This window comes from Sphingomonas sp. 4RDLI-65 (assembly GCF_049472435.1).
In the GTDB taxonomy this organism is placed as follows: domain Bacteria; phylum Pseudomonadota; class Alphaproteobacteria; order Sphingomonadales; family Sphingomonadaceae; genus Sphingomonas.
On the sequence record NZ_JBCEBT010000003.1, the window covers coordinates 58,840 to 72,773 of the forward strand.

General features: G+C 66.9%; 12 protein-coding genes. 7 read left to right on the top strand and 5 right to left on the bottom strand.

All coding sequences use genetic code 11. The annotated features are described in order from the left end of the window. Positions 1 to 21: 21 nt before the first annotated feature. A complete protein-coding gene (locus tag VH567_RS08670; RefSeq protein ID WP_423325126.1) occupies positions 22 to 1,143 on the bottom strand; it encodes an oxidoreductase in 1,122 nt (373 codons plus the stop codon). A 201-nt stretch (positions 1,144 to 1,344) separates the two neighbouring features. On the opposite strand from VH567_RS08670, the gene VH567_RS08675 reads away from it, so the two are divergent. Both VH567_RS08675 and VH567_RS08680 read left to right on the top strand, forming a co-directional pair. Beyond that, complete coding sequence (locus VH567_RS08675) at positions 1,345 to 1,602, top strand: hypothetical protein (protein ID WP_423325128.1); 258 nt, start codon at positions 1,345 to 1,347, stop codon at positions 1,600 to 1,602. 104 nt (positions 1,603 to 1,706) lie between these two features. Continuing rightward, positions 1,707 to 2,327 carry a TetR/AcrR family transcriptional regulator gene (locus VH567_RS08680; protein ID WP_423325130.1) on the top strand — a complete coding sequence of 207 codons (621 nt, stop codon included), beginning with the start codon at positions 1,707 to 1,709 and terminating at the stop codon, positions 2,325 to 2,327. Between the two features lie 11 nt (positions 2,328 to 2,338). On the opposite strand, the gene VH567_RS08685 is transcribed toward VH567_RS08680, so the two are convergent. The 3 genes from VH567_RS08685 to VH567_RS08695 all read right to left on the bottom strand — a co-directional run bounded on the left by VH567_RS08685 (position 2,339) and on the right by VH567_RS08695 (position 6,823). After that, on the bottom strand, positions 2,339 to 3,679 hold the full coding sequence (locus tag VH567_RS08685; RefSeq protein WP_423325132.1) for a carbohydrate porin: 1,341 nt from the start codon (positions 3,677 to 3,679) through the stop codon (positions 2,339 to 2,341). A gap of 23 nt (positions 3,680 to 3,702) precedes the next feature. Then, complete coding sequence (locus VH567_RS08690; RefSeq protein WP_423325134.1) at positions 3,703 to 6,126, bottom strand: membrane-bound PQQ-dependent dehydrogenase, glucose/quinate/shikimate family; 2,424 nt, start codon at positions 6,124 to 6,126, stop codon at positions 3,703 to 3,705. A gap of 397 nt (positions 6,127 to 6,523) precedes the next feature. After that, the gene (locus tag VH567_RS08695; protein ID WP_423325136.1) at positions 6,524 to 6,823 is read right to left on the bottom strand and encodes a putative quinol monooxygenase; all 300 of its coding nucleotides are present in this window, start codon (positions 6,821 to 6,823) and stop codon (positions 6,524 to 6,526) included. A gap of 230 nt (positions 6,824 to 7,053) precedes the next feature. Here VH567_RS08695 and asd point away from each other — a divergent pair, with 230 nt between their 5' ends. The 5 genes from asd to VH567_RS08720 all read left to right on the top strand — a co-directional run bounded on the left by asd (position 7,054) and on the right by VH567_RS08720 (position 12,890). Continuing rightward, the gene (gene asd / locus VH567_RS08700) at positions 7,054 to 7,905 is read left to right on the top strand and encodes an archaetidylserine decarboxylase (protein ID WP_423325138.1); all 852 of its coding nucleotides are present in this window, start codon (positions 7,054 to 7,056) and stop codon (positions 7,903 to 7,905) included. A 171-nt stretch (positions 7,906 to 8,076) separates the two neighbouring features. Further along, complete coding sequence (locus tag VH567_RS08705) at positions 8,077 to 9,012, top strand: DMT family transporter (protein ID WP_423325140.1); 936 nt, start codon at positions 8,077 to 8,079, stop codon at positions 9,010 to 9,012. Positions 9,013 to 9,046: 34 nt separating this feature from the next. Continuing rightward, positions 9,047 to 10,528 carry a sugar porter family MFS transporter gene (locus VH567_RS08710; protein ID WP_423325142.1) on the top strand — a complete coding sequence of 494 codons (1,482 nt, stop codon included), beginning with the start codon at positions 9,047 to 9,049 and terminating at the stop codon, positions 10,526 to 10,528. A gap of 2 nt (positions 10,529 to 10,530) precedes the next feature. Then, entirely contained in the window at positions 10,531 to 12,363 is a 1,833-nt protein-coding gene (locus VH567_RS08715) for a cation:proton antiporter (RefSeq protein ID WP_423325144.1), read from the top strand. Continuing rightward, positions 12,360 to 12,890, top strand: coding sequence for an OmpA family protein (locus tag VH567_RS08720; protein WP_423325146.1), 531 nt, complete (start codon positions 12,360 to 12,362; stop codon positions 12,888 to 12,890). The genes VH567_RS08715 and VH567_RS08720 overlap by 4 nt, the downstream gene beginning before the upstream one ends. Here VH567_RS08720 and VH567_RS08725 read toward each other — a convergent pair. Then, positions 12,877 to 13,824, bottom strand: coding sequence for a LacI family DNA-binding transcriptional regulator (locus VH567_RS08725; protein ID WP_423325148.1), 948 nt, complete (start codon positions 13,822 to 13,824; stop codon positions 12,877 to 12,879). The two genes, VH567_RS08720 and VH567_RS08725, sit on opposite strands and share 14 nt — an antisense overlap. Positions 13,825 to 13,934 lie beyond the last annotated feature (110 nt).

Sequence of the window (13,934 nt, forward strand, 5' to 3'; positions counted from 1 at the left end):
ATCAGGCAACTGACGGAAGCTTCAATCGGTCAGGGGATAGGACGTCCTTGATGCAGCGAGAGCCGTTTCCGCGGCCTCTCGCTCCGCCCCGCTGAGGGCAATTGCGACGCTGGATCCCGACGCGGCTGCGTCTCGCACGGCGTCCACGACAGCCATCACGGCAAGCGCCTCGATCGGCTCGACCGGGTTTCGGGCGCCGCCTGCAAGTGCTGCCGCGATGCCGCGATAGAAGTCGCGCTGGTCGCCCGACAGCGCCGGCCGCTCGTGGATATCGGCCCCTAGGTAGATAATGAGCGGGTCGGGATCTTCGCCCCAATCCGGCTCGCCGGGGCGCATGCCGCGCAGCAATTGCTCTTCTTGCCGATCGGCAAGGCGCTTCGTCATGCTCCCGGCGGTGCCGTGCACCGTGAACCGTTGCGTGCCGCCCGCCGCCAGCATCGTCGCCTGCAACACGACCCTGCGATCGCCATAGTCTAAGATCGCGTGCGCCCAGTCGTCGGTCAGGGCACCCGGCCGCTGTACCGCGAGCGATCCTTGGACCCGGTCGGGAAGCCCGAAGAGCTGAAGCGCCTGATCGACCAGGTGAGGCCCGAGATCGAACCAGACCCCGCTGCCGACGCCGACGCGTTCCCGCCAACGATCGCGAACCGTCGGGCGGAAGCGATCGAAATGCGATTCGAAGTGGGTCACGTCGCCCACGACGCCTTCCGTGATTGCCGCGCGGATCGTCAGGAAATCGCTGTCCCATCGGCGGTTGTGGAACACCGACAGCAGAACGCCCTGCCGTGTAGCCAGCGCCAGCAGGTCGCGTGCCTCGTGCAGATCGAGCGTGAAGGGCTTGTCGACGACGACATGCTTGCCCGCCAGGATCGCCGCGCGAGCAAGCGGGGCATGCGTATCGTTCGGGGTCGCGACGACGATCAGGTCGATGTCATCGGCCGCAATAAGCGCCTGCGGGTCGGGGTAGACGAGCATGGCGGGATGATCCGCAAGGACCTTCGTGGCGTCGCTCGACGCGATCGCGGCCAGTACCAGGCCCGGTACGGCCGCGATCAGCGGTGCATGGAAGGTCTTGCCGGAAAACCCGTACCCGACCAACCCCACACGTATCGCCGAAGACATGGCATTCCCCTTCTGGTTCATGATCAGCCCGCCGCATCATCGTGCAGGACGCTGGCATTAGACGGGAAGAAGGCGATCGGACCGTGAAGCGGTCGTATGACCCTCCGCTCGACCTGTCGATACGCCATAGACCCAGCTTGTCCGGCGGTTCGTCGAGGATGGGCATGTGTACGGCGCGCATCCATAAGGCCAACGGGACGCACAGGATGGAGAAGCTGGCGAATGTCCGACGAATATGCACGCGGGCGGCGGGATGGACTGCGCCTGGCGCTGTCGATCCTGGACGCAGAGGAGGCCAAGTGGGAAGCGTTGCTGGGTGAGAGCCCGTCATGGCGAACCAACGCGACGCGCGCGATCCGCCACAAGGCCTATCAGGTAGCGCGCAAGCGTGTGCAGACCGTGCTTAACCGGTTCCTGCCCAAGTCGGAGTCCGCGTTGCCGATCGAGATCGCGTCGATGATCGATCGCGCCGGATTATAGGCTGATGATGTTGCGATACGACGCGACTATCGGTGCCGCTTGCGGACATGGTTCGGCACTTCGTCGCGATTGCCAACCAGGGGCGGGGCGGCCAAAGGCGGGGCGTGCAGGACACTTTCACCGAACGAAACCGGCTCGACATCATCGCGGTCGCGACGGCGCATTTCGCCGACAAGGGCTTTGCCGGCGCCCGCGTCGACGAGATCGCGGCCGCGACCGCCACGTCGAAGCGGATGCTCTATTATCATTTCGGCAGCAAGGACGGGTTGTACCGCGCGGTCCTGACCGAGGCGTATCGCGGGATTCGTTCGGCCGAGCTCGATGCCGGGCTCGGCGCGATGACGCCGATCGCGGCGCTCGAGCATCTGGTCGCGCTGACGTTCGATTATCATTTCGCGCATCCCGAACTGGTGCGGCTGGTGATGGACGAGAACATGCGGCACGGCCCGCATGTCGGATCGGTCGCGGAGGCGCGCAACGAACTCATCCTGCCCAAGACGCAGGGGCTGCTCGATCGCGGCGTCGCGGACGGCAGCTTCAGGGCGGGGCTAGATGCGGTCGACCTGCACATGACTATCAGCGCGCTCGCGTTTTACTATGTGGCCAACCGCTACACGTTCGGGACGCTGTTCGGCGCGGACATGCAGAGCGCGGAGGCGGCGACACGGCGTCGCGCGCAAGTGGTCGAGACGGTCACGCGCTATTGCCGTGCCGATGAGGCCTAGCCGCGGGGCGGTCAGAACTGCACTTTGACCTGCGAGCCGACCGCCAGCGCGTTGTGGGTGGTGCGGAAGCCGAAGGCGCCGGGGTCGATGATGTACTGGACGTCGGGGCGGATGCTGAACCAGCGGCGCGCCTGGATGCCGTAGCTGAGTTCGATCGCGGTCTCGCCGGCCGGAAGCGAGGCGTAGCTGTCCTCGATAGCCGTCGCTTCAACGGCGGCGTAGCGCAGGCGTGGGTTCACGATAGCATGGGTGACGCCGAGCGCCAGCGTGTCGGCATCGCGTCCGGCGAAGGTCCCGGTCTTGACGAGGCCGGCGGCGTACCAGCGGGTGATCTGCGCCGAGGCTCGTGGATTAGCGGTGAACTGGCCGAAGATCGACAGGCCGCGGTGGCCGTTGCCGTCGCGTACGATCATCTGGTCGGCGAGGACGTAGATGCCGTGGCGACCGCGGATCGTGCCGGTGTCGGCCTGGCGGGCGACGCGCGACGTGTCGTAATAGACGCCAAGCTTGTAATGCCCCGGCAGGACGTGGCTGCCGGCGATTGAGCCCGGATCATATTCGACTTCGACCGGCAGGATGACGCCGCTGGTGCCGCCGGCGAACGGGCGGAAGGCGTTGTGCTCGTCGCCGAGCCGGGTGTTCACCTGATATACGCCGGTGCGTAGCGCGATGTCCGGCCGCACGCGGTAACGGACTGCGCCGCCCCAGCGCGCATTCGGGTAGTTATACCAGCCGCTATCTCCCGACAGCGACAGGGGGTGCGCGCAGAACGCCGCGTTCACGAAGTTGCAGCCGAGCGCCATCCCGCCGAGATCATTGCCCATCGCGAAATAGCCGAGCCGCAGATTGAGCTTTCGGTCCGCGAAATTCTGTTCGTAGCTGACTTCGCTGAGCCGGGTATATTGGCCGCCATAGGCTTCCTGGATCGGCAGGCGATTGCCGACATAGTCGGACGAGATGCCGACCCCGCGCCGATCGTTCAGCGTGACATGGACCTGCGCGCCCGACCAGCCGACCAAAGTATCAAGGTCGAAGTCCATCCCGGCGCGGATCTGCTGTGTATAAGCGGTGCCGCGGCTGAGGCCGCCACGGATCACGCCGAAGGTTTCGGAAACGTAGTCGGCGCGGACGCTGACGCCTGCGTCCTTCAGGTCGGTGCGCAGGCCGCCCCAGTCGCCCGTCAGCGTATCGCGCGGGTGAGGCGCGTCGAGCGGCTTGGCGACCGCCGCGCCCTTGGGCCCGGCGGCATCCCGTGTCTGCGCTTCGCTGCCGCCGATCGAAATCGCAATCAGCAGGCCGCTGCCGGCTAGCCGGACAACGCCCCGGAAGTGACGGGGGATATGGCGGGTCACCAGCCCCATTCTTCCGACGGCCACTACAGCGCGTAGGCGATTACATAGTCGCCGCGGTCGGGCGACTGGCGCGCGCCGCCGGCGGTGATCACGACATATTGCTTGCCGGTCCTGGGCGACTTGTAGCTCATCGGTCCGCCTTGGCTGCCGACCGGGAGGCGGGCCTTCCACGCTTCCTTGCCGTTCGCCGAGTTGAACGCGCGCAGGTAATAATCCTGCGTTCCGGCGATGAACACGAGCCCGCCCTGCGTCGCCAGCGTGCCGCCCAGCGTCGGCAGACCGATCGGAATCGACAGGCCCATGCGGATGCCCATCGGCCCGGTATCGCGTACCGTGCCGACCGGGACCTGCCATTTGATCGCCCGCGTCGTCATGTCGATCGCGGTCAGCGTGCCGTAGGGCGGCGCCTGGCAGGGCACGCCGAGCGCCGACAGGAAGCGGTCCTTGATCACTGAATAGGGCGTGCCCTTGAGCGGGACGCTGCCCATGCCGGTGTTGGTCGCCTCGCCGCCGGTGCTCGCTACGGCCTGCTTCTCGTGGGTCTGCGGGAACATCTGCACCCACAGGCCGAGCCGCATGTCGTTGGCGAAGATCGTGTTGGTGGTCGGATCGGTCGACAGCCCGCCCCAGTTCATGCCGCCGAGCGAACCCGGAAAGCTGAGCGACTTGTCGGTGCCGGGCGCGGTATAGAGCCCTTCGTAGCGCATCCCCTTGAAGGCGATGCGGCACAGCAGCTGGTCGAACGGCGTGGCGCCCCACATGTCCGCCTCGGTCAGCGTCCCCGCGCCGATCTGCGGCATGCCGACCGACAGCGGCTGGGTGAGCGCATAGGGCTCGTTCGGGATGTTGGCGGCCTTGACGGGGACGTTGGCGACCTTGGTCAGCGGTCGGCCGGTGACGCGGTCGAGCACATAGAGCTGCCCGGCCTTGGTGCCGAACACCAGCGCGGGCACCTTGCGGCCGTCGACCGGGAAATCGACGAACGACGGCTGCATCGGCAGGTCGAAGTCCCACAGATCGTTGTGGACGGCCTGGAAATGCCACTTCTCGCGGCCGGTCGTCGCATCCAGCGCGAGCATCGACGCGCCATAGGTGTGATCGAGCCGGCTGCGGGTGACGCCGTAGAGATCGACCGAGGCGCTGCCGACCGGCATGAAGACGGTGTTGGACGCCGGATCGTACGACATCGCCGCCCAGACATTGGGGGTCGAGCGGGTGTAGGTCTTGCCGGCAGCGGGCATGCCGGTGATCGCGGGGTTGCCCGGGTCGAACGCCCAGCGCAGCTTGCCAGTGATCACGTCGAAGCCGCGCATGACGCCGCCCGGCATGTCGGTCTGGACGTTGTCGGCGACGCGACCACCGACGATGACGGTCGTGCCGGCGAGCGTCGGCGCCGAGGTCAGCTGGTATTTGGGGTCGGGGGCATCGCCGAGTCCGGCCTTGAGATCGGTCTTGCCGTTGGTGCCGAAGCCGGGGCAGAACTTGCCGGTGTCGGCATCGAGCGCGACCAGTTCGGCATTGATCGTGTTCATCAGGATACGGCGCTGGCACACGGCGCCGGTCGGCACGGTGACGGCGGTGACCGGCGTGGCGCCGGGGACGTTCGGCTGCTGGAGCGGCGCATGGACGTCGAAATAGGCGAGCCCGCGGCACCGCATCCACACCGAGGCGCGGGCGTTGACGATCGTCTTCCACTTCTCGCGGCCGGTATCGGCGTCGAGCGCAATGACGTTGTTGTGCGGCGTGCAGATGAACACGGTATCGCCGACCTGCAGCGGCGTATCCTGGTCCTCGGCGCCATTGCCGTCGCTGACCGCGACGTCGCCGGTGTGATAGGTCCAGGCGACCTTCAGGTTCTTGACGGTGTCGCGGTTGATCTGGTCGAGCGCGACGAAGCGGCTGCCGCCGGTGGTGTTGCCGTACGCTTCCCAGTTCTTCTGTTCGTGCGCCGCGTCGACCGGGATCAGCGGGCTTTCGGCGCCGACGAAGGCGACCGTGGCATGCGGCACGAACATCGCCGCGGCACCGCCGGCCGATGCGAGCGCCAGCACGGCGGCAACCCCGAGCGCGGGGCGCCAAGCAGGGAGGCGGCCGCTGGCGATGCGGAGCAGCGGATAGGATGCGGCGACCACCGTCGCGCCGACGCTCATCGCCAGCAGGCGCGAGATCAGCGGCCAATAGGTGAGGCCGACTTCCCACAAGGCCCAGGCGATCGTGACCAGGAACGTGGCACCGAAGACGAGCGCTCCGGCCGGGCGGCGGCGCGCGATCAGGATGCCGGACGCGAGCAGGGCAATGCCTGCGACGACGAAATAGAGACTGCCGCCGAGCGTGGCGAGCTTGGCGCCACCGATCGTGAAGACGAGCCCCGCCAGCAGGATGACGATCCCCAATATGGCGAGCCAAGCCTTGGTAAGGCGGCCATTCTTCATGTTCGTGCCTGACATGCGGCAATTCCTCCGGTCCCGGTGCGCGTCCAGGACGGACCGCCTGCGATGGTGGCACGCCAACTCTCTCGCCAAACCGGAGTCGTCGTCTCACTCTATGTGTACCATCTAGTACACTGCTGGTCGCGCGACAAGACGGCGTAGATCTGGACGCTTGACGGCTGTTACGTCGCCGCTTTGACAAGCTCGTCAAAAGGTGTCCGTGACGTGCCAATGCTCGGGCAGCCGGCGGTCTGCGGCCAGACCGTCTCCACTTCCAACGACAAGGCGAGCTGGCTCGGCAACACCCAGCCGGGAGCACCAGCCCCTATGCTACCGGAACAGTGGACGCCAAACGTGTCCGCAGCGTCCATGTCGCGCCTTCCTTAGCACGACAGCCCCCAGCCTCAGCCAAGCGTCAGTCGGCGACATCCACGGCTTGGGTCATCATGATTTCCGGGCGACCAGCGGCGATGCCTCGTGCGGCCAGACCGAACGCCTTGAAATGGTCGGACGCCATATGCGCCTGGACCGCGGCATCATCGACATAGAGTTCGTTGAAGACGAAGCGGCGATCGCCTTCGGTCTCGCGCCACAGATCATAGTGCAGCACGCCGGGCTCTGCACGCGACGCCGCGACGCAAATCCGGGCCGCCGCTGTGAACGCGTCCTCCTCGCCGGGCTTGACGGTAACGAAGGCGATGATCTTGATGGCCATGACATGCTCCTGCGTGGGGGCGTCGATCTGCGCCTTGCGGCTCCTGGATGCAAGATCGCACATCGCCGATGCCCGGCAGGATCGGCGCGAGACGCGGTCGAGCCTGCGCTTGGCGCGAACCCGCGACGGGCGGGGCATGGGCTTGACCTCGAATGGCCTTCTGGCTTGGTAAGACGCTGGCGTAGCGGCGCAATCGACTGTTACATCGGCTGGCCGATATTCGAGAGTGCATGATGTCCGATCGCTTCACCGTCCTGCTGCAATATGCCTTGCCGAAACGACGGCTGACCCTTCTCGCCGGTCGTATCGCCCGGGCGCAGGGCGGTGCGATCACGACCCGACTGATCCGCTGGTTCGTCGCACGGTACGGCGTCGACATGAGCGAAGCCGCGAACCCCGACGTCGCCAGTTATGCCAGCTTCAACGACTTCTTCACACGCGCTCTGAGGGACGGAGTCCGCCCCCTGGCGACGGCCGACTTCGTCTGCCCGGTGGATGGCGCGATCAGCCAGCTCGGAGCGATCGACGATCACCAGATCGTGCAGGCCAAGGGGCATAGGTTCACCACGACCGACCTGATCGGCGGCGACGCCGTGCTGGCCGCCAAATTCCGCCATGGCAGTTTTGCGAACCTGTATCTGTCGCCGCGGGACTATCACCGTCTCCATATGCCCTGCACCGGCAGGCTGATCCGCATGATCCACATTCCCGGCAGCCTGTTTTCGGTGAATCCGGTCACCGCGCGCGGCGTCCCCAATCTGTTCGCGCGGAATGAACGCGTCGTCTGCGAGTTCGACAGTGCGGAGCACGGCGCGTTCGTGATGGTGCTGGTCGGCGCCACCATCGTCGGCAGCATGGCCACCGCCTGGCACGGCGTCGTCAATGCGATGCGTACCGGTACACCTACCGAATGGCGGTACGCCGACCGCGACATCGTTCTGGAACAGGGCGAGGAAATGGGCCGCTTCCTGCTCGGCTCGACGATCGTGATGCTCTTCCGTCCGGGCACGATCGTGTTCGACCAAAGCTGGACGCCGGAGCGGCCGGTGCGGCTCGGCGAACGCATGGGCGATCGCCGGTAATCGACACAACTGAAAACGTTTTCTGTTGTAACTGAACGCCTATTGCTTATTTGCGGACTCGATCGTCGGCACGCGATGGCGCTCGTCCTCGACCGTCCGGGGCGGATCGGACCGGTGATCGTCCTGCCGTGATGTGGTCACGCTGCCCACGCAAACCCGAGAGTATTCCCGTTGAGCACCGACATCCTTTCCCGCAGCCCTGGCGCACGCCTGATGGCGATCGGCGGCGTGCCGCTGGCGTTCCTGGCCTATGCGGCGTTCGCGTTCAGCGATGCATCGGTACGATTGCTCGATGGCGCGCTCAGCCCGTTCCAGCTGACCTTCACGGGCGCGCTGCTCGGCTTGGTGGCGTTGCCGTTCGTCCGCACACCCGGCGATCGGATGCGCGACGTATTCAGCGCCACCCGGCGCTCGCTATGGCTGGCGCGCGCGATCGGATCGTCGATCAGCACGATATCCAGCGTGGTCGCCTTTACCCGCCTGCCGATGCCCGAGGCGTTCGCGCTCATCTTTCTGATGCCGCTGCTGGTGACGTTGTTGTCGATGCTGTTCCTGCACGAACAGATCGGCCGGTTTCGCTGGGCCGCGGTAGGGATCGGCTTCGTCGGCGTGCTGATGGTGCTCAGGCCGGGATTGCGCGCGTTTCATCTCGGGCATGCCGCCGCGCTGACCTGCGCGCTGTCGAGCGCGATCGTCATCGTGCTGTTCCGCGCCGGCGGGGCGGGCGAAAAGCGCATCTCGATGCTGGGCGCCGGGCTGGTCGGGCCATTGGTGATCAACGGCGCGCTGCTGATCTGGCTACAGGCGTTTCGCTGGCCCGATGGGCACGAGATGCTGCTGCTTGCGAGCTATGGCCTGCTGGCGATCCTCGGCCAGGCGCTGTTGATGCTGGCTGCGCAACGCGTCGAGGTCAGCCGGATCGCGCCGCCGCAATATAGCCAGATGATCTGGGCGGTCGGGCTGAGCTATCTCGTCTTTCACCAGCATGTCGATGCGCCGACCTTTGCCGGCATCGCCGTCATCATCGGTGCCGGCCTGCTGACGTGGGCGCGCGAGCAGGTGCGCCTGCCGTCGTGGCGCCGTCGCTTCGCGCTGCGTCCGCGCTGAAACCCTATTCGACCACCACGGAGTTCCTTACGTTTTGACAGATACCAGCCTCGCGACATCCTTTACCCGACGCAGCCTCAGCGCGCGCAATGAGCCGCGCATTCCCGAGCCGCACGCCAATGGCGACCGCGTGCTGCGCACCGCGGCGTTCGTCGCTGCGGTCTGCGGTGCGCTGTACGGCTATGACACGGGGATCATCTCCGGCGCGCTGCTGTCGATCACCGACGAGTTCGGGCTGAGCCACCAGATGCAGGAGATCGTCACCGCGGCGATCCTGGCAGGCGCGGTGATCGGCGCGCTGGCGACGAGCTGGCTGTCCGAACGGATCGGGCGGAAACTGTCGGTGATGGCGGTCAGCGCATTGTTCACGGTCGGGGCGGTCGCATGTGCGATGGCGCCGAGCGTCGGCGCGCTGATCGCGGCCCGCGTGCTGCTGGGGATTGCGGTCGGCGGATCGACCCAGGTCGTGCCGATGTATATCTCGGAACTGGCGCCACAGCACCGCCGCGGCAATCTGGTGACGATGTTCAACGTCGCGATCGGCGTCGGCATCCTGCTCGCCAGCGTCGTCGGCTTCGGTATGCACGACGTCTGGAGCTGGCGGACGATGGTCGCGGTGGCGGCGATCCCGGCGGCGATCATCTTCGTCGCGATGGCGTTCATGCCGCGCAGCCCACGCTGGGCCGCGGAAAACATGGGCATGGAGGCGGCGATCGACGTGCTTCGCCACGTCCGCACCACGCGCCGCGAAATCCGCCACGAGGTATCGCAGATCCGCGAGGCCGCCCGCGAAGGCGATCCCGCCGAAGCGGGCTGGCGTGGCATCCGCCAGGCCTGGGCCCGGCCCGCGCTGATCGCTGCGCTCGGCGTTGCGTTCTTCACCCAGTGCGGCGGCTTGGAGATGATGATCTACTACGCGCCGACGTTCCTGTCGGGTGTCGGGTTCGGCAAGGAATCCGCGCTGCTCGCCAGCCTGGGCGTGGCGATCGTCTATGCGGTGATGACGCTGCTTGGGTGCCTGTTCGTCGACCGGATCGGACGTCGCCGATTGATGCTGGTGATGATCCCCGGCTCGGTGGTCAGCCTGATCGGGCTCGGCATCATGTTCGCGGTGGCAGCACGGGGCGGCGCGCATGGCGGCTGGCAGGGATGGCTGACGATCGCGTTCCTGCTCGCGTTCATGCTGTTCAACTCGGGTGGCATCCAGGTGTGCGGCTGGCTGCTCGGTGCGGAGATGTTCCCGCTGGCGATGCGTGGCCCCGCGACCGCGCTGCATGCGGCGATGCTGTGGGGGAGCAACCTGATCGTGACCGGCACCGCGCTGTCGCTGGTCCATGCGATCGGGCTGGGCTCGACGATGTGGGTCTATGCCGGCGTCAACCTGGCGTCGTTCGTGTTCGTGTTCCTGTTCGTGCCGGAGACCGCCGGAGCCAGCCTCGAGGACATCGAAGCATCGCTGCGTAGCGGGACGTTCCGTCCGACGCGTGGGCATACGACGATCGCCGCGGCGGCCTGACGATGGAACACGCCGCCTTCGCGATCGCGGTGATCGGCCTGCTCGGGATCGGCGCGCAGTGGACCGCGTGGCGGACCGGCTGGCCGGCGATCGCGCTGATGCTGGCCGCGGGGATCCTTGGCGGGCCGGTCACCGGGTTGGTCGATCCCGAGCGCGACTTCGGCGCTTTGTTGAAGCCGGCGATCTCGATCGCGGTCGCGCTGATCCTGTTCGAGGGCGGACTGAGCCTCAACTTTCGTGAACTGCGCCATGCCGAGGGATCGCGCGGCGCGGTCGGGCGATTGTCGCTGATCGGTATCCCGGTCGGCTGGGCGCTGGGTGCGCTGGCCGGCTTCTATGTCGCGGGACTGGTGTGGCCGGTCGCGATCCTGTTCGCCGGCATCCTGGTGGTGACCGGGCCGACCGTCGTCCTGCCGCTGTTGCGCCAGAGCAGCGTCGCGACGCGACCGCGCGCGATCCTGAAATGGGAAGCGATCGTCAACGATCCGTTCGGCGCGTTGTGCGCGTTGGTGACCTACGAATATCTGCGCCGCTCGGCACAGGGCGTGTCGATGGCGCAGATCGCAGGATCGCTGCTCGGTGCGGCGATCGTCGCGGGGCTGATCGGCTTTCAGGTGGCGCGGGCGATCGCCTGGGCGTTTCCGCGCGGTCACGTCCCCGAATATCTGAAGGCACCGATGCTGCTGGTCGCGGTGATCGGCACGTTCGTGGGATCGAACCTGATCCAGCAGGAGACGGGGCTGCTCGCGGTCACGGTGATGGGCGTCGCGCTCGCCAACATGCGGATGGCCGGGCTGCGCAACATCCGGCCGTTCAAGGAGAACGTGACGGTCCTGCTGATCTCGGGCGTGTTCGTGCTGATGTCGGCATCGCTCAATTTCGCCGTGCTGGCCCGGTTCGAATGGCGGTTCGTCGGTTTCCTTTTGGCGCTGCTGTTTTTGGTTCGCCCGGTCACGGTGTTGCTGAGCCTCGCGTTCAGCAGCGTGCCGTGGCGCGAGCGGATCTTCGTCGCGTGGATCGCGCCGCGCGGTATCGTCGCGGTGGCGATTTCGGGGCTGTTCGCACTGCGGCTCGACGAACTCGGCTATCGCGACGGCGAGACTTTGGTGTCGCTGTCGTTCGCGGTCGTGGTCGCGACGATCGTCGCGCATGGTTTCAGCATGAAGCCGATCGCGCGCTGGCTGAAGGTGACCGGCCCCGGCGACCGCGGCCTGTTGATCGTAGGCAGCACCCCGTGGAGCCTGGCGCTTGCACGACTGCTCCGCGAACTCGACGTGGCCGTGACGATCAGCGATACCAGCTGGCTCAGGCTCAGCCCGGTTCGCCAGGCGGGTATCGCCTTTTACCATGGTGAGATCCTGTCGGAAGCGGCGGGGGACGAACTGCATATTGGCGATTTCCAGCTCGTCGCCGTGACCACGGAGAACGAAGCCTATAATGCCCTGGTGTGCAGCGAACTGGCATCCGAACTCGGCCCCGACGCGGTCTATCAACTCGGCGATTCGCCCGATGAGGATCGCCGTCGGCTCGCAGGATCGCTTCGCGGCGAGGCGCTGTTCGAGACGGGCTGGGGTATCGACGACGTGACCGAGCGCACGCAAGGCGGCTGGACGTTTCGCCGGACGCTCCTGACCGAACGCTTCGACTATCTGGCCGCGCGTGCGGCGTTGCCGGATGGGGCGGCCCCGTTGTTGCTGCTGCGTCGGAACGGCAGGGTACGCTTCTTCACGCACGCCGCACCGCCCAAACCGGTGGCGGGAGATACGGTGGTGTCGTTCGTCCCGCCGCGTGCGGTCCGGCAGGCCAATCTCGAACTCGGGGAGCAAGACGCATGAACCGGATACTGCACGGTGCCGCACCGCTTCTCGCTTTGGGCGCCGTGGCCTGCGACCGCCCGAACCCGAACCCGAGCCCGAGCCCATCGAAGCCGCAGGCCGCACCGGCGATCGCGGCGAAGTCGATCATGCGTCCGGCAATCCAGGCCGAGGCCGCACCGGTTACGGCGGCACCCGCGGCGCCGACGATAGTGACGATCGCGTTCGCGTATGAAGGTTATGCGCTCGACGATACCGCACGCGCGCGGCTCGACCGGCTGGCGCAGGCGTCTACCACCGCGACCGCGACATCCATCGTTATCCGTGGCCATACCGATGCCTCGGGCAGCGATCGCGCCAATCTGCGTATCTCGATGGCCCGCGCGATCGCGGTGCGCGACTATCTCGCCGCGGCGAAGGTGCGCGTGCCGATGACCCTGGTGGCGCTGGGTGAGCGTCGCCCGGTCCGCCCCGGTGCGACCCCGGATGGTGCCGACGACCCCGCTGGCCGCGCCGCGAACCGGCGCGTGGAAATCACGCTCCGCTGACGATCGTCCCGTCGAACATCCGCTGCACCGGATCGCCGTCGCCGCCCGCCATCCGGCCGACCAGCAGCGCTAGCGCGGCATGGGCCATCGCATCGACCGGTTGCGCGACGATCAACGGGTTGGCATCGAGCAGCCGCAACCACGGCGCGCCGTCGAAGCCGGCAAGGCGAACCGGCGCAACCGGCGGTCGGGTCTTCAACGCGACGGCGACCTCCAGCATCGTCAGGTTGTCGCCGACGACGATCGCGTCGCACCGATGCTCGGTCAGGGCCGTGCCAACCGCCGCGGCTCGGCGCGCGGTCTCGTGCGGTACGCGGGCGATGTGGACCGGCAGGCCGAGGCGATCCAGCGCTTCGGTGAATCCCTGGCAACGCTCGACCGCCGTACTGCCATGGTCGCCGAACAGGCCGAGTATGCGGGTGCTTCCGGCTGCCGCCAACGCCTCCACGAGCGCGCGTGCAGCCGCCACGTTGTCGAGCCGGACGCTGTCGACCCGCGGTGTCCCCTCGACGCGATCGATGACGACCAGCGGGGTGGAGATCGTCGGGACACCCCCGGCTTGCGTCGGAGCGAGCAGGATGCCGGAGACGCGTTCCTCCGCGAGCAGATCGAGCAGGTGCGTCTCGCGCTCGGGATCTTCGGCGCTGTTGCACAGGATCACCCGCAGACCCTCGCGCCACGCATAGGTCTCGACCGCCTGGACGAACCGCACGAAGAACGGATTGGCGATGTCGGGCACGATCAGTCCGACGACGCTCGCACTGCGCGACCGGAGCCTTCGCGCCGCGAGATTGGGGCGATAATCGAGCGTCGCAAGCGCGGTCTCGACACGCTGCCGGTACACGGGACGGACGCTCTTGCCCGACAGGACGCGCGACACGGTCGCCATCGAAACATCGGCGAGTGCGGCAATATCCTTGATCCCAATCGTCACGCTCACCTCTTTCGATGCGCATGGCTGTAATCGCTACCACCGCGTTGGCCTATATCGGATCGAGGACGAACGGCGGCAGCCGTACGCAGAGTGTCGCGCAGCGGCGGCGT